Raw genomic sequence first — 15,759 nt, 5'->3', positions numbered from 1 at the left:
TATTTTCATGGACAGGAAGCACTGGTTTCGCCTCCTGGAGGACAATTGGGCGGCGGCGGTATGGCGACGCCGCCAGGAATGGTTGCACGCCCGCTAGCGGGGACGGTCGCTTGAGGCGTTGCTGCGGGCGATGCTTCGGCATTGGTCCCAACCAAGGGCGGTGGAGGGGGCACCATCGGGCCGACCGGCGCGGGCAGCGGTCCAGGGCGCACTGGCCCGGTTTCGACGGCAGCCGGCGCGGGGGCAGCACGTCTGGCGCGCGCGGGGGGAGGTGCTGGATCGACCGTAGGCGTAGGTGAGACGGTTTCAAAACGTGTTGCGCTGGTCGGATAGATTGGCTCGCCCGACCTGCCGAGCGTCTCGGACGGGGAGGCCGGCTCGCCGAACGGATTCCAGTTGCCGTCGCGGAAATAGGAGCGGACGGTGAAGCCATACATCGACTGCAAAAGCTGCTCTTCGGTCGCACCGGTCTGGCAAAGGCGCAGCCGGATCTGGATGGAACCCTTGTTGCCGACCCAGGTTTGCGCCGCTCCGGTCGAGGTGATGCGCTGCCAGCCATAGAAGCAGTTGTCGCCCGCGCTTGAGCGTCCGACAGCGTAGCCGAACGGTCCGTATTGGTTTTGCACGTAGAAGGGCGAGCGCTGCATTGGGATGCCGGGCAGAACCGCGCGCATCTCGGAACTGATGTTGCTCGGAGCGAGAAAGCCGGGGCGCAGCGCGGTTTGACCCGCGACATTGCTATCGACCGGCCCGAAAAATTGCACCCGCAACATGTTCTGGCCGGGCGTTCGGGCCGATGTCGCGAGCAGAATGTCCTGCTGGATGGCATTCGAATAAGCGCGCTCAAGAACGCCGGATATCGCCGGGCCTCCGGCTGACGGAATCGCGAAGGCGTTTTCCGGCTCGACCGTACGCAGCGGCGATGGATTCTCAAGCCGAACAGGGCTGGCGCATGCCGCAAGCGGTATCAGAAGCGAAAGAAGCGCAAGGCGGTTTTTTCTCATTGGGCCGGTTCCACGCGCGGATGTCCGTCCGGCGTCATTGTGGCGGCAACTCGAAACTCACTGGTCCGCTCAAGAAAAGCTACATTACAGAGAGTATCAGAGTAAGAGATTCGCACTCTTTTACAAATGCTTGCGGATCGAAACTTCATGTTTCTCTCCAAAGCTCCTGCCTGAACGTCATGCCGGGGCTCGTGGACTTTGGCCGGTTCCTTCATCTCTAGAACCGCAACTGCACTTGGCCGCGCACCGTATGCAACTGCGACAACTCGCCGATCTCTGCATTGTAGGACAGCGCAAACACAGCAGGCCCTTTGGAAATCTTTGCCGATGCGCCGAGTACGAGCGAGTTCGGGTCGACCGGAACGCCTCCCACGAAGAACAGGTCGCCACCGGCAAAGCGGGCCTCGCCGCCGAAACGGTCGAGCGCAGCATGCCGCCATCCCGCGGAAATTCCGAAATCCGCGACCGCGCCGCTGCCCAGTTCGACCTGAGTTCCGCCCCTGACGCCAAGCGTCGTGACGATGCCGTCGACGGTCGATTTCGCTGTGGTCAAAGCCGCTTCGCCGCCAGTCTCCGCGAAGCCGTCGGTGGTGACGGAGACATAAGCGATGTTGCCGAACGGCTCGACCCGGGCCGCGCCCCACGAGATGGGATAGGAAACATCGGCAAATGCCTGGCCGGTCCGAGCGCGATAGGACGCGTGCGGCCGGTCCGCAAAAGTGTCGATCACGACGGTGCGGTCGGTGTCGATGTCATGCCAGCTGTAAGCGCCCCCGACCTTCAAACGGAAACCCGAGACGCTTGCTGCGGAGTACGCAGCCACCGTCAGCGTGTCGACATTGGCCTGCGAACTGCGTGCGTCAAGTGTGAGCTTGGCCGTACCATAGCCGCCTGCGGCGCCGATCACCCAGCCGGGTACGACCTCGACATCGCCGCCGGCAAGGAAACCCGCGCTCTGCCAGTCATAGCCTGCGGCATTGCCGTCCGACTCCGTCTCCGATAGCGAGCCGTGCGGCGCAATCCAGACGCGGCTGCCTTTTGCTGCGCGCGATTCCGCCAGCGACAGTGCTGCCTGGTCGAGAACGATCGTCCGGGAAACCGAGCTTTCCATCGCCAACCGGTTGGCAAGCGAAGGATGGATTTCTCCCGACAGGGTGTCGAAGGCCGCGCGGGCAGCTGCTTCGTCGCCGATCAGCGCAACGGTTGTATAAAGGTCACCGTCTCCGACACTCTCCAACCCATCGGCCGCGGCTTTCTGGTTGGCGGTCCGCGCCACGTCATCGAAGCTCGTGCTGTTGCGGATGACTGTGAGGTCCACACTTGTCGGTCCATAGAACAGAGCGAGGTCGACGAACGGCCGGTCGGCGTCGAACTCATCGAATTCGCCGGTGATAGCTGCCGCCGTCAAGACCGTGAAGCGCGTCCCGTCGAGCGTGAAACCACCGGTCGGCGATACCAGCAATGAGGCTCCGTCGAGCGCTGCGGTGCCGTTGACAACCAGCAGCGGATCGCTTTCGTCGGGGGTCAGGGTGACGTGATAGGTGCTGCCCTGCGCAAAGGTCAGGTCGCCATCGACCGTCAGTGTTCCGTCATTCTTGCGCTCCAAAGTACCGCCAACCGTGGTCGCGCCGACAGTGCCCGTGCCCGCGAGAATGGCATCAGCATCGACGGAAACGGCGGATTCTGAGATCGAGCCAGAGACGATGAGCCGTCCGCCTTTCACCGCGGTGGCGCCTGAGTAAGTTGAGATGCCCGAGAGCTCGAAGCTGCCCGCGCCGGTCTTCACCAGGCCGCCCAGACCTTCAATCGCGCCTGAAAACGCCGTATCCGTATCGTTGCCGCCAAGCGTCAGCGTGGCGGTGGTGAGGTCGACGGCACCGGCTCCCGCGAGCGAGGCAATCGTCTGGTCGAAGCCGGCGAGGTCAAGGCGCGCCTGCGCGCTCATTTCAACGGCTGATGCTTCTGAGAAGCTGTTCTCCGCACCGGCTTGAAGAACACCATTCCGTATGAGGGTTACGCCGGTATAGCTGTTTTCGCCACCCAGCGTCAGCGTTCCCGTGCCGACTTTGACGAGCGATCCGCCGCTTCCGCCGGCCAGCCCGCCATCGGAAATCACCCCGTCTACGGTCGTGGAAAGGTTGTTTCCGCCGACCTGAAGGCTAACGCCGCCCAGACGGTAATCGCCTGGTCCCTGGATGGACCCGACGGTGATAAGCCCGGCGGTCACGCCGGAGAAATCGACCACGCCGCCGGCGTCGGTTTCCAGTGCTGCCGTACCGCCCGAACTGCGTTCGCTGAAGATCGTCGTACCATTGGGGCCGGTCAGGATACTGGAAGACCCGGCTGTGGCGTTGCCGCTCAGTTCCAACTGGCCGCCATTGTTGACGGTCGCGTTGCCCAGGGACGCGTTTTCGCTGACCGCAATCGTTCCGGTCGCATTGTTGACGATGTCGGCATCCGCCGCCGAACTGTTGCCCTTGAAGGCGAGGGCGCCGCTGTTGGACACGAAGGCCGAGCCGGCGCTGCTCTTGTCGTCGAAAGTGACGGAGCCGGATTTGTTGTTGACGATGGCTGCCTCGTCGGCGGTGCTGTCGTCGTTGAACCGGACTGCGCCGCTGTTGGCGATGGCTGCCTGCCCAGCAGAGCTGGCGCCATTGAAATCAACGGCGGCGCCCTTGTTGTTGGTGAGGCTGATTGTGCCGGCGTCCGAACTGTCGTTGAAGACGATCTGGCCATTGTTGGTGTATTGGCCGGCGCCTGCATTGCTGCGGTCGTTGAAGGTGATATCCGCGCCTTCATTGTTCACGACATTGATGCGGTCGCCCCGTGAATTTCCTTCGAAGGCGATGGAACCGTTGTTGGTGACGTTCGCCTGACCACCAGTCGCATTGCCGTCGAAGCCGATCGCACCGCCTTCATTGTTGGTGATGTTGGCGTTTGCGGCCGTCGCATTGTCGCTGAAGGTGAGGCTGCCTGCCGAGTTGTTGGTGATCAGCGCTGAGCCTGCCGTGCTCGCATCCTCGAAACTGGTGGCGCCGCCCGTATTATTGACGATGGTGGCGTTCGCACCGGTGCTGGAATCGAGAAACTGGACGGTGTCGCCATCGTTGTTGGTAATTGCCGCATCGCCCGCGGACTCGGTGCCGCTGTAGACGAGCGCGCGCTTGGCCGCGACAGCGGCGTCGACGGCCTGCACATCCTCGCGTGTGATCTGAAAAGGCAGGGCGACAGGTGCCGCGGCTTCCTGGGCCATGATGTCGCGAGGAAAGACAAGCACTGCGCCCGAAACCCCGACCGATACCATTGCGACGGTGGAGAGAAGGTGAAGCATCTTGCTTCGGCTATGTCGCTTCGGCGCACCCATGGAGCTGGTTGTTCTCACTTCTGCTGCGAATCGTGGACAATATGGACAAAGCCCAGCATGTCCCGCTTAGGCTTCGTGGCTTGCGGGAGGCTTGCGGTTTCCGCCAGATCAGCCATCCCGGCAGATGAGATATGCAAACGAACGGCTTGCGGTCTCCCTGTGTTCGGCCTAAGTCACCGCCTCTGCCGGAGAGTGAATATGTCGAAGCCCAAGCAGCTCAAACTTCTGATCGTGGAAGCCCGTTTCTACGACGATCTTGCCGACGCCCTGCTTGAGGGCGCAAAGGATGCGCTCAGCGCTGCCGGCGCAGCTTTCGACGTCATCACGGTGCCCGGTGCACTGGAAGTTCCCGCCGTCATTTCCTTTGCCTTGGACGCGGCTGAAAACGGCGGAACCGACTATGACGGCTTCGTTGCGCTCGGTACCATCATTCGCGGCGAGACCTATCATTTCGAGATCGTGGCCAATGAATCCGCGCGCGGCCTGATGCAGCTTTCGGTCGACGAATCCCTCGCCATCGGCAATGGCATCCTGACGACTGAAGACGAAGAACAGGCCTGGGCGCGCGCGCGTCGCAGCGAAGGCGACAAGGGCGGTTTCGCCGCTCGCGCAGCCTTGACGATGATCGCGGTGCGCGAGCAGTTGGGAGCCTGACTATCGTGACACGTTCCCCTGATAGCCAGCCGGACCAGCCGCGCCAAGCCAACAAACGGGGTGCTGCGCGCCTCGCCGCCGTGCAGGCTCTGTACCAGATGGATGTTGCCGGCACCGGGCTCTTGGAGACGACAGCCGAGTATGAAGCGTTCCGCCTCGGCAAGGAAGTGGACGGCGCGCTTTATCGCGAGGCCGATGCGCAATGGTTCCGCGCCATTCTCGCGGGCGTAGTCGAGAACCAGAAGACGGTCGATCCTGTCATCCGCGAGTCTTTGACGGAAGACTGGCCGCTTTCACGGCTGGATTCTACCTTGCGCGCCATCTTGCGCGCCGGCGTCTATGAGCTGATGAAGCGTCAGGACGTGCCGGTTGCCGTCATCGTCTCGGAATATATCGACATCGCCAAGGCGTTTTATGCAGAGGACGAGCCGAAGCTCGTCAACGCTGTGCTTGACCGAGTCGCCCGCCGCTTGCGCGGGGAGGGCCGGGGTAAGGACGCCAGATGAGCTTGGCTGCCGAGGCAGAGGTCCGCCGCACGGCCCTCATTCTGGCTTCGGCGCAAGCTGTCATCGGCTCCGCGGTGCCGATTGTGCTATCGATGGGCGCTCTGGCCGGACAATATCTGCTCGGTGCAGACAAGTCGCTTGCGACGCTGCCCGTCACCAGTTTCAACCTTGGCGTGGCGCTTGGCGCGATCCCCGCAGCCGCGATCGTCCGCGCCCTTGGGCTACGCCAGGGCTTTCAGTTTGGAACCATCCTGACTGCCGCGGGCGGCGGCATCACGACACTTGCGCTGTTTCGCGGCGAGTTCTGGCTGTTCGTCATCGGTGCGATGCTGGTCGGCATCGGCGGATCGTTCGTGCAACAGTTCCGCTTCGCCGCGGCCGACAACGCGCCGCCGCAATTCAAGGCGAAGGCCATTTCCCTCGTTCTCGCCGGCGGGATCGTTACAGCCATCCTGGGACCGCAGATCGTCATCTTCACGCGGGACCTGCTCGAACCCACGCTGTTCGCAGGAGCGTTTGTCGCCATCATCGGTCTCGCCGTGGTCGGCGCCGTCATCCTGTCTTTCCTGCGCGTGCATGAACCGCTGCCGCCTGCTTCCAGAGTCTCCGCGCCCAAAACCTCGCTATGGACCGTCGTGCGCCGTCCGAAGTTCGCCGCTGCCCTGATATGTGGGGTCTGTACCTATATGCTGATGAGCTTCGTCATGACCGGCGCACCGCTGGCGATGGTGGGTTGCGGCTTCTCGGTCGACCAGGCGACGCTCGGCATCTCCTGGCACGTCATGGCGATGTTCGGCCCGAGTTTCTTCACCGGCCGCATCATACAACGCTTCGGCGCCGAACGTGTCGTGGCCGTGGGCGTCTTGCTACTGATCGTCTGTGCGCTCGTTGCCCTGTCCGGTATCCAGCTCTGGCAGTTCTGGACGTCGCTCATCCTCCTGGGGCTTGGCTGGAATTTCGGCTTCATTGGCGCAACCGCAATCGTTGCGAGCAGCTATCGGCCGGAAGAAAAAGCCAAGGCGCAGGGCTTCCACGATTTCGTGCTGTTCGGCTCCGTCGCCTTCGCCTCGCTGATGTCGGGCATCGTCTACAATGCCTATGGCTGGGAGATGCTGAACTGGATCGTTTTCCCGGTCTGCGCGATCTGCCTCGCCGCCTTGGCCTGGCTCTTCGCTATCAAGCGGAGCGGTGCAGCCGAGCTATCCGCTCATTGATCTGGGTAAAAGCTTAACGCCGTACTCTTGTTGCGGCGCTAGCGCGACTCGGCGATTCTCTTTACGCTTCGACTGAAGCGGAGGAGGAATTCCGTCATGATCACGCGCGTCTGCAAGATTGTCATGTGCTTTTGCCTCGCGATCTTCGCCTTCCTGGTAACCTTCGGCAACGTCAGCGACTATGGATCGAACTACGCGTTCGTGCAGCATGTGCTGAGCATGGACACGACCTTTCCAGGCAACGCGTTGATGTATCGCTCCATCACCAATCCTTCGCTATGGACAGCCGGATACTGGTTGATCATCTTCGGCGAAGGGGTCACTTGCGTCCTGTTTCTGCTGGCCGCCTTTAAACTTTGGCAGGCGCGGAGTGCGCCGGCCCAAGAGTTCCAGAAAGCCAAGGATTTTATGGTTATCGGCGCCACCATGGGCTTTCTTGTCTGGTTTCTGGGCTTCATGGCAATAGGCGGCGAATGGTTTGCCATGTGGCAGTCAGAGACCTGGAATGGCCAGGAAGCGGCTTTCCGATTCTACATCAGCATTCTCGCGGTCTTGATTTTCGTTATGCAGCCGGATCCCGACCGCGCGTGATCTATGACGGCGAAACACGAAGGCGGTGAGGACGGGGCTTGACGCCGCGTCATGCGCTTCGGATAGTTTGCGGTGTGTGCCGACATGCCGGAGGAGGCAGCGGCTCTGCCTCAGCAGCCCGGGGAGGGGTTATTCCGGGCACAATCAGGGAAGAACTGGCATGACCATGCTTTACGTTGTCATTGCCTGCGGCCTGCTTTCTGTCGTGTACGCTTTTTGGGCGACACAGTCGGTGCTTTCTGCCGACCAGGGCAATGCGCGCATGCAGGAAATTTCCGCAGCCATCCGCGAAGGCGCCCAAGCCTATCTGGCGCGCCAATACACCACCATCGCCATTGTCGGCGTCATCGTCTTTCTGCTCGCCTGGTGGCTGCTTTCGGGCACAGCCGCGATCGGTTTCCTGATTGGAGCGGTCTTGTCGGGCGCGGCAGGTTTCATCGGCATGCATGTCTCGGTCCGAGCCAATGTGCGCACGGCGCAGGCCGCTTCCAACAGCCTCGCCGCAGGCCTCGACATCGCCTTTAAATCTGGCGCCATCACCGGCATGCTGGTCGCTGGCCTCGCGCTCCTGGGGGTTGCGGTCTATTATCTCGTGCTGACGTCGTTCATGGGGTATGCGCCTGGCGACCGCACGGTGGTCGACGCCTTGGTGTCGCTCGGCTTCGGTGCGTCCCTGATCTCGATCTTCGCCCGTCTGGGTGGCGGCATCTTCACCAAGGGGGCGGATGTCGGCGGCGATCTCGTCGGCAAGGTTGAGGCTGGCATCCCTGAAGACGACCCTCGCAATCCCGCTACCATCGCCGACAATGTCGGCGATAATGTCGGCGACTGCGCCGGCATGGCGGCCGACCTGTTCGAGACCTACGCGGTGACCGTCGTGGCGACCATGGTGTTGGGCGCGATCTTCTTTGCCGGCACCACCGTCTTGTCCGACGTGATGCTCTATCCGCTTGCGATTTGCGGCACCTGCATCATCACCTCGATCGTCGGAACCTTTTTCGTCAAGCTAGGCTCGAACGGCTCGATCATGGGCGCTCTCTACAAGGGCCTGATCGTGACCGGACTTCTGTCCATCGTCGGTCTTGCTATCGCAACGACGCTGACCATAGGCTGGGGTAGCATCGGCACCGCCAACGGCATGGATATCACCGGGACGAGCCTGTTCACATGTGGCCTTGTGGGCCTCGTCGTGACCGGCCTCATCGTCGTGATTACCGAATACTACACCGGCACCAACAAGCGCCCCGTAAACTCCATCGCCCAGGCATCCGTGACCGGTCATGGCACCAACGTCATCCAGGGCCTGGCGGTATCGCTCGAATCGACCGCATTGCCGGCAATCGTCATCGTCGGCGGCATCATCTCCACCTTCCAGCTTGCCGGCCTGTTCGGAACGGCGATTGCCGTCACCACCATGCTCGGCCTGGCCGGCATGATCGTGGCGCTCGACGCGTTCGGACCGGTCACAGACAATGCCGGCGGCATCGCCGAAATGGCCGGCCTGCCGAAAGAAGTGCGCCATTCCACGGATGCGCTCGACGCGGTCGGCAACACCACCAAGGCGGTCACCAAGGGCTATGCCATCGGCTCGGCGGGCCTCGGCGCGCTGGTGCTGTTTGCAGCCTACAGCTACGACCTGCAATATTTTGCGGCGAATCCGACTCAATTCCCTTACTTCGCCGATATGGGGCCGGTTTCCTTCGATCTTTCCAATCCCTACGTCGTGTCCGGGCTGATCTTCGGCGGCCTGATTCCCTATCTCTTCGGCGGCATCGCGATGACCGCCGTGGGGCGTGCCGCGGGGTCGATCGTCGAGGAAGTTCGCAAGCAGTTCCGCGAGGATCCGGGCATCATGGCCGGCACCTCCAAGCCGAACTATGCGCGCGCCGTCGACATCCTGACCAAGGCGGCGATCAAGGAGATGATCATCCCCTCGCTGCTGCCCGTTTTGGCGCCATTGGTCGTCTATTTCGGCGTGCTGCTGATCTCGGGCTCCAAGGCATCGGCCTTCGCCGCGCTCGGCGCGTCGTTGCTCGGCGTCATCGTCAACGGCCTCTTCGTCGCCATTTCGATGACATCAGGCGGCGGTGCCTGGGACAACGCCAAGAAGTCGTTCGAGGACGGTTTCACCGACAAGGATGGCGTCAAGCATATGAAGGGCTCGGAAGCGCATAAGGCTTCCGTGACCGGCGATACGGTCGGCGATCCTTATAAGGACACAGCCGGTCCAGCCGTCAATCCGGCGATCAAGATCACCAACATCGTCGCCCTTCTCCTGCTGGCGGTTCTGGCACACGGCTGATTCGCCGTTCGGCAAAGCTGAACATGAAAAACCCGCGGGATCGCTCCCGCGGGTTTTTGCTGCCTGAGAACTTGCGGAACCGGATGAGCCGGTCCGAATGGGAAGCTACAGCCCGCCGCCGCCGAGCAGTGTGCTGGCAGCACCGGCGCCCATCTTGCTGGCGCCGCTGAGAAGCTGGCCGAGGAAGTTCATGTCCTTGCCGCCGGTCGGCGTGGTGCGGGTGATGAAGTCGAACACTTTGCCGTCCTTCAGCCCATAATGTGCGATCTGGGTCACGCGGCCATCGGCACCGAAATAAACCGCAAGAATCTTCTGGTCGACAAGTTTCGGCTTGGCAAAAGCCACTGCGCGTCGGCGCGTCTGGGAGATGTAGTAGAAGACCTCGTTGTCGAACGTCGCCGTGGTCGACGGCGAGCCGAGTGCGAGCAACACCTGTTCACGGCTGGAACCGACGGGAACCAGGTCAATGGCGCCCTGGTCGATGACGTAGCCTTGTGTCAGCGTCTCGCCGGGCGTCACGTCGCCAAAGGTCTTGGCGGTGTTGCAGCCCGAAAGGGCAGCGGCGGCCAGGATCAGCGAGACAAAGCCGATGGGGCTGGGCGAAAGTGTCGTCTTGAATTTCAGCGAGCGCAACAACAACTCCATCAGGTCGGACGTCAGGCCCGGCTTGCACCAAGGCGCAAAACCGGTAAACCAGCTTTCGCGCCGATGCAACACAGGGCCGACTACGAAACAGGTCCTCGGGAGGCCCCAGATCATGTTTAAGAGCCTGTTTAGCGGAAAAAATCGCGCAAACCGAGCTATCACTGATGCGCTGTACGCAGAAATCGTGGCGGCGGCGCGGCAGCCTGCGTTTTATTCGCACTGGCAAGTGCCAGATTCGCCGTTGGGCCGCTTTGAGATGCTGTCCTTGCACATGTTCTTGCTGCAGCACCGGCTTCGCGACGAGAACGGGGCGGCGCGCGAAGTGGCGCAGAACCTCATCGACGAGTTTTTTCTCGACGTTGATCATTCGCTGCGCGAATTCGGCATTGGCGATGCCGGGGTGCCGAAGCGGATGAAGAAGCTGGCGCGCATGTTTTACGGACGCACGGCTTCTTATGCCGACGCCATAGATGCCAGCGATGCTCCTGCTCTTGCTGCGGCTCTTGCCCGCAATGTGCGTCCCGAGGCCAAGGACTGGCCCGAATCCGCTGAACTGGCGGACTATGTGTTCCGAACGGTCCATGCCTTGGCAAACCAGCGGACGGACGATATCTGCTCGGGTCGTCTGAACTATGCCGAGGCGAACGCCGGACAGGAGAGCGACGCATGAACCAGGACGAGACACAAAGCCCGATATCGTTTCCCGTCAATGTCGCCCGCCTGCCTCACAAAGGCATGCCGGTGGTGATCGACGCCAACGAAAAGCAGCGCGCCGCACTAGCTGGGCTGCATGAATTGCTTTCCGTCGAATCACTCCATGCGGACGTCCATGTTACCTCCTGGAAAAGAAACGGCGTGAGGGTTTCAGGCTTCGTCCGTGCAAGGATCACCCAGGCGTGCATCGTCACGCTCGATCCGATCGAAGCCAGAATCGATGAACCCGTTGAATCGGTCTTCTTGCCGGAAGACTCAAAGCTTGGCCGCCAGGGTTTCAACGAAGGCGGCGAAATACTGCTTGATGCCGACGGCCCCGACAGTCCGGAGGTGTTTTCTGGCGATGTGATTGATGTCGGCGCCCTTGTGGAAGAGTTCTTCGGCCTCGCCATCGATCCCTATCCTCGCAAACCAGGCATTTCGGCCGAATTTTCGGATGGCGAGGTCGAGGAAAAGGAAGAGACAGAGTTCCAGAAAAAGCTCCGCGATTTGTCGCGAAAACTCTGAAATCGGCAGACCTTTTGCGAAATGCCGTTGTAAGGCGGATCAAAACCGCTATTTTCGCCAAACTTTCGCGGGCACGCTTCAAGTCCCGCTATGCCAACTGTGAGATGACCGTCGCGTGATCAGAATTTCCATCGATGCCATGGGCGGCGACCACGGACCGAGCGTGGTCATCCCCGCTCTTGCCGCCGTGGCGACGCGCCGAAGCGATATCCGCTTCATCATTTTCGGGCGCGACGAGGCGGTTCGTCCCGAGCTGGAAAAACATCCCCGGCTGGCTGAAATCAGCGAATTCTTTCACGCCGAGATTTCCGTGCGTATGGACGACAAGCCCAGCCAAGCCTTGCGTCATGGCCGCTGGAAGTCATCGATGTGGCGCGCCATCGAGGCGGTGAAGACCGGCCAGGCCGATGCCTGCGTTTCCGCCGGCAATACGGGCGCGCTGATGGCGATGTCCAAATTCTGCCTGCGCACCATGGCAACGATCGACCGTCCGGCGATTGCGGCGATCTGGCCGACGACGCGCGGCGAGAGTGTAGTGCTCGATGTCGGCGCCACGATTGGGGCGGATGCTCACCAACTCATCGATTTCGCCATTCTCGGCACTGGCATGGCCCGCGCTCTGTTCGATATCGAGCGCCCGACTGTCGGGCTGCTGAATGTCGGCGTCGAAGAGGTCAAGGGACAGGAAGAGGTCAAGGAAGCCGGGCAATTGCTGCGCGAAGTCAACCTTGCTTCGATGAACTATCAGGGTTTCGTCGAAGGCGACGATATTGGTCGAGGCACCGTCGACGTCGTGGTCACCGAAGGATTTGCCGGCAACATCGCGCTGAAAACAGCCGAAGGAACCGCTCGTCAGATCGCTGGTTATCTGCGCTCCGCTATGAGCCGAACGCTGATGGCCAAAATCGGATATTTCTTCGCCAAGGCAGCGTTTGACAGCCTGCGCGAGAAGATGGATGTCCGCCGCGCCAATGGCGGTGTGTTCCTCGGCCTCAACGGCATCGTGGTGAAAAGCCACGGCGGCGCCGACCAGGATGGCTTCGCCGCAGCCATCGAAATGGCCTATGATATGGTCCGCAACCGCCTGCTGGACAGGATCGAAGCAGACTTCGATCTGTTCCATGCCCGCAATCCGCTCACGTCCGTGAGACGAAGCGCGACCGCCGACGAACAGGAATAGGAAGCCAAGGGTGATCAGATCAGTCGTGCTCGGGGTCGGTTCGGCGCTACCCCGGCGAATTATGAAGAACGCCGACTTCGAGGGCATGGTCGAGACGTCGGACGAGTGGATCGCCCAGCGCACCGGCATCCGTCAGAGGCACATCGCCTCTGACGACGAAACGACTGCCTCGCTCGGCGAGGCTGCTGCGCGCGCCGCCCTTGATGCCGCAGGCATGAAGCCTGACGATATTGACCTGATTGTGCTTGCTACCTCGACCCCGAACAACACGTTTCCGGCGACGGCGGTGGAGATCCAGCATCGGCTCGGCATGCGCCATGGCTTCGCCTTCGATATGCAGGCGGTGTGCAGCGGCTTCGTCTATGCGGTGGTGACTGCGGACGTCTACATCAAGAGTGGGATGGCAAAACGCGTCCTGGTGATCGGCTCAGAGACCTTCTCCCGCATTCTCGATTGGACCGACCGCGGGACCTGCGTGCTGTTCGGCGATGGCGCTGGGGCTATCGTGGTTGAGGCAGTGGAGGGCGAAGGGACATCCGCCGATCGTGGCGTCATTGCCTCGAGCCTGCGTTCCGACGGTTCGCACAAGGAAAAGCTGTATGTTGACGGCGGCCCTTCGACGACCCAGACAGTCGGCCATCTTCGGATGGAGGGGCGGGAGGTTTTCAAGCACGCGGTGGGCATGATCACCGATGTGATCGAGGAGACGTTCGGGCAGGCTGGCATCACCGCTGAGGATCTCGACTGGTTCGTGCCGCATCAGGCCAACAAGCGCATCATCGACGCATCGGCCAAGAAACTCGGCATCGCCGAGGAGAAGGTCGTGATCACCGTCGACCGCCACGGTAACACCTCGGCGGCGTCCGTCCCGCTTGCGCTTTCGGTGGCTGTTGCAGACGGGCGCATCCAGAAAGGCGACCTCGTTATGCTGGAGGCCATGGGTGGCGGCTTCACCTGGGGCGCGGTGCTGATCCGCTGGTGATTCCCGCCTGACTTTCGGTAACGTGTTCAGCTCCGTCAGGGTTCTTGACCTTGACGGATCAATTACTTAACGTGCCCGACAATTGTTTTCGTATGATTTTTAAGGGATTGGAACCGCCGATGGGGGGCAAGACACTCACGCGTGCCGATCTTGCCGAGGCAGTCTACCGGAAGGTGGGTCTGTCGCGGACGGAATCCGCCCAGTTGGTGGAATCCGTGCTCGATGAGATCTGCGAGGCAATCGTTCGTGGGGAGACGGTGAAACTCTCGTCTTTCGCGACATTCCACGTTCGCAGCAAGAACGAGCGTGTCGGGCGCAATCCCAAAACCGGCGAAGAAGTGCCGATCCTGCCGCGTCGTGTGATGACCTTCAAGGCGTCCAACGTGCTCAAGAACCGCATCCTCCGCTCCCATCGAACCGGCAAGTCCAAATCCGCGAAATAGAGTGCCGCTGGCGGCTTTCTGCAATAAGCGGTTGATTGTTGAACCGCCGATTGTCACCGGGCTTGAATGTTGCTGTCCAAACCGCTGAAATGAATCGCGAATCGTTTGCGAGGATGTGGCGACAATGGACAAGAGCCCGGACGCCTTCCGCACTATCAGCGAGGTCGCGGAAGACCTCGACCTTCCTCAGCACGTCCTTCGTTTCTGGGAAACCCGCTTCACCCAGATCAAGCCGATGAAACGGGGTGGCGGTCGCCGTTACTACCGGCCGCAGGATGTCGATCTGATCAAAGGCATCCGCCACATGCTGTATGAACAGGGCTACACCATAAAGGGCGTGCAGAAACTGCTGCGCGAGAATGGCAACCAGTTCCTGGTCGCCCTGGGCAATGGCGACGTTCACGCCGTAGAAGCAATCGCCCAGCGCAAGCAGGCCGAAGCGCCGATGACCTCCGCTGCACAGCCGCGCACGCTGGAAGAGGAGATGCTGGTCGGGGAGCCTAAAGCGAAACCAAGCCGGCGCTTCTTCGGTCTCGGCCGTGGCGAGGAGGACGGCCCAGTACAGGCGGACGCGGGCAAGCTCTCTCGCGACAACCGCGCCTTGCTGCAGGAGGCGTTGTTTGACCTCCTGGAATGCAAGCGGCTGCTCGATCAGGTTCGCTAACCGCTATAGTCGGCAACTCTCGTCACGCGCGGTCGCTGTTCGTCAGCCAGCTACTGAAAATGCTTGATTTTCGGCATCAAGCGCCTTGTGCTCGGCGACCTCAGCGCTGCAACTGCCCCAGTGCCTGATGCCTAATCGGAATTTTGGATGGACTCGCGCTGCGGGTCACGCCGCGCCTTCGGTCGACGCGTAACCCCAGTGCCATTGGACTTCCCGATCAAGTCCTAAAAAATTGGTCGGAGTGGCCGGATTCGAACCGACGACCCCTTGACCCCCAGTCAAGTGCGCTACCGGGCTGCGCTACACTCCGGACCGAGGCGAGGCATATATATTCGGGGTTTGCGGCGCAAGGGCAAAAACCGAAAGCCGAAACAAAAACCGATCATCGGCGATTTTTGCGGTTCGTTTCTCATGGATATCTCAATTCAGGCAGTACCACGGTCGCAAAGGCGCTGTGTTTCAAAGCTCACCGTAGGGGGGCTACCAGTATCCAATGCCCTGCGTCATCTGAGCATGGGTGAAGGCACGCCAACGAAAAACAGGCAGAAACCGAGCCCTGCCTGTCTACGCAATCTGATTCTGACACCTTCAAGGATGCCGAAGCTCAGAGGAATTCACCACCAGCGACGGGACTCGTTATGGCTATTTGCAATTGCCTGACCGACCGTAATTCCAATCAGGAAGCCGATGAGACCGGCGGAGGACAGAACTGTCGCAGCGGTACCTGGGTTCTCTTTAATGGCATCGGAGACAGCATGAGCCTGGGCTCTAACCTGATGCGTCGCGTTTCGGGCCGTGTCGGCTGCGCGGTTATAGGCTTCGCCGCCCTTGGCGCGTAGATCTTGATACGTCTGCTCGCTGCGCTCAGATAGGGTTTTGGTTATATTGGCTATGTCGTTTTTGAGATCGGCGATTTGCTTTTCGAGATCCTTGCGGCCGTCATTATCCGCGTTGGCCTGATTATCCGAATTTGCGTGAATGTCGTCCAT

15 protein-coding genes and 1 tRNA gene are annotated in these 15,759 nt (G+C 61.1%); 11 read left to right on the top strand and 5 right to left on the bottom strand.

Going from position 1 to position 15,759, the window contains the following annotated elements; all coding sequences use genetic code 11:
• Window positions 1-5: 5 nt before the first annotated feature.
• Window positions 6-1,004, bottom strand: a complete 999-nt coding sequence (bcsN, locus tag ICI42_RS18180) for a cellulose biosynthesis protein BcsN (protein ID WP_188166024.1) — start codon at window positions 1,002-1,004, stop codon at window positions 6-8.
• 217 nt (window positions 1,005-1,221) lie between these two features.
• Entirely contained in the window at window positions 1,222-4,335 is a 3,114-nt protein-coding gene (locus ICI42_RS18175) for an autotransporter outer membrane beta-barrel domain-containing protein (protein WP_188166023.1), read from the bottom strand.
• A gap of 231 nt (window positions 4,336-4,566) precedes the next feature.
• Here ICI42_RS18175 and ribH point away from each other — a divergent pair, with 231 nt between their 5' ends.
• The 5 genes from ribH (at window position 4,567) to ICI42_RS18150 (ending at window position 9,635) form a co-directional block, all read left to right on the top strand.
• Window positions 4,567-5,022, top strand: a complete 456-nt coding sequence (gene ribH, locus ICI42_RS18170; RefSeq protein ID WP_188166022.1) for a 6,7-dimethyl-8-ribityllumazine synthase — start codon at window positions 4,567-4,569, stop codon at window positions 5,020-5,022.
• 5 nt (window positions 5,023-5,027) lie between these two features.
• On the top strand, window positions 5,028-5,528 hold the full coding sequence (gene nusB, locus ICI42_RS18165; protein WP_188166021.1) for a transcription antitermination factor NusB: 501 nt from the start codon (window positions 5,028-5,030) through the stop codon (window positions 5,526-5,528).
• Complete coding sequence (locus ICI42_RS18160) at window positions 5,525-6,742, top strand: MFS transporter (protein WP_188166020.1); 1,218 nt, start codon at window positions 5,525-5,527, stop codon at window positions 6,740-6,742. Before nusB ends, ICI42_RS18160 begins: the two co-directional genes overlap by 4 nt.
• A 96-nt stretch (window positions 6,743-6,838) precedes the next feature.
• A complete protein-coding gene (locus ICI42_RS18155) occupies window positions 6,839-7,333 on the top strand; it encodes a DUF2165 family protein (protein ID WP_188166019.1) in 495 nt (164 codons plus the stop codon).
• A 160-nt stretch (window positions 7,334-7,493) separates the two neighbouring features.
• Window positions 7,494-9,635 (top strand): sodium-translocating pyrophosphatase, encoded by a 2,142-nt coding sequence (locus ICI42_RS18150; protein WP_188166018.1) that lies wholly within the window; start codon window positions 7,494-7,496, stop codon window positions 9,633-9,635.
• A gap of 105 nt (window positions 9,636-9,740) precedes the next feature.
• On the opposite strand, the gene ICI42_RS18145 is transcribed toward ICI42_RS18150, so the two are convergent.
• On the bottom strand, window positions 9,741-10,280 hold the full coding sequence (locus ICI42_RS18145) for an outer membrane protein assembly factor BamE (RefSeq protein ID WP_188166017.1): 540 nt from the start codon (window positions 10,278-10,280) through the stop codon (window positions 9,741-9,743).
• A 112-nt stretch (window positions 10,281-10,392) separates the two neighbouring features.
• Between ICI42_RS18145 and ICI42_RS18140 the strand changes: the two genes are divergently transcribed.
• The 6 genes from ICI42_RS18140 (at window position 10,393) to ICI42_RS18115 (ending at window position 14,770) form a co-directional block, all read left to right on the top strand.
• Window positions 10,393-10,950: a ubiquinol-cytochrome C chaperone family protein gene (locus tag ICI42_RS18140; protein WP_188166154.1), complete on the top strand. Its 558-nt coding sequence runs from the start codon at window positions 10,393-10,395 to the stop codon at window positions 10,948-10,950.
• Entirely contained in the window at window positions 10,947-11,501 is a 555-nt protein-coding gene (locus ICI42_RS18135) for a YceD family protein (RefSeq protein WP_188166016.1), read from the top strand. The genes ICI42_RS18140 and ICI42_RS18135 overlap by 4 nt, the downstream gene beginning before the upstream one ends.
• Window positions 11,502-11,616: 115 nt before the next feature.
• Window positions 11,617-12,681, top strand: coding sequence for a phosphate acyltransferase PlsX (gene plsX / locus ICI42_RS18130; RefSeq protein WP_188166015.1), 1,065 nt, complete (start codon window positions 11,617-11,619; stop codon window positions 12,679-12,681).
• Window positions 12,682-12,691: 10 nt separating this feature from the next.
• Window positions 12,692-13,663 (top strand): beta-ketoacyl-ACP synthase III, encoded by a 972-nt coding sequence (locus tag ICI42_RS18125; protein WP_188166014.1) that lies wholly within the window; start codon window positions 12,692-12,694, stop codon window positions 13,661-13,663.
• Window positions 13,664-13,782: 119 nt separating this feature from the next.
• Complete coding sequence (locus ICI42_RS18120) at window positions 13,783-14,106, top strand: integration host factor subunit alpha (protein ID WP_188166013.1); 324 nt, start codon at window positions 13,783-13,785, stop codon at window positions 14,104-14,106.
• Between the two features lie 124 nt (window positions 14,107-14,230).
• Window positions 14,231-14,770 (top strand): MerR family transcriptional regulator, encoded by a 540-nt coding sequence (locus ICI42_RS18115; RefSeq protein WP_188166012.1) that lies wholly within the window; start codon window positions 14,231-14,233, stop codon window positions 14,768-14,770.
• A 233-nt stretch (window positions 14,771-15,003) separates the two neighbouring features.
• Here ICI42_RS18115 and ICI42_RS18110 read toward each other — a convergent pair.
• Together ICI42_RS18110 and ICI42_RS18105 are read right to left on the bottom strand one after the other, a co-directional pair.
• A tRNA-Pro gene (locus ICI42_RS18110) sits at window positions 15,004-15,080 on the bottom strand.
• Between the two features lie 304 nt (window positions 15,081-15,384).
• Window positions 15,385-15,759 carry a DUF883 family protein gene (locus tag ICI42_RS18105; RefSeq protein ID WP_188166011.1) on the bottom strand — a complete coding sequence of 125 codons (375 nt, stop codon included), beginning with the start codon at window positions 15,757-15,759 and terminating at the stop codon, window positions 15,385-15,387.

Origin of the sequence: Oryzicola mucosus (assembly GCF_014534685.1) — a bacterium.
GTDB classification, from domain to species: Bacteria; Pseudomonadota; Alphaproteobacteria; order Rhizobiales; family Rhizobiaceae; genus Oryzicola; species Oryzicola mucosus.
The sequence above is the reverse complement of the archived record's forward strand: the minus strand, read 5'-3'. Positions and strand labels throughout refer to the sequence as shown.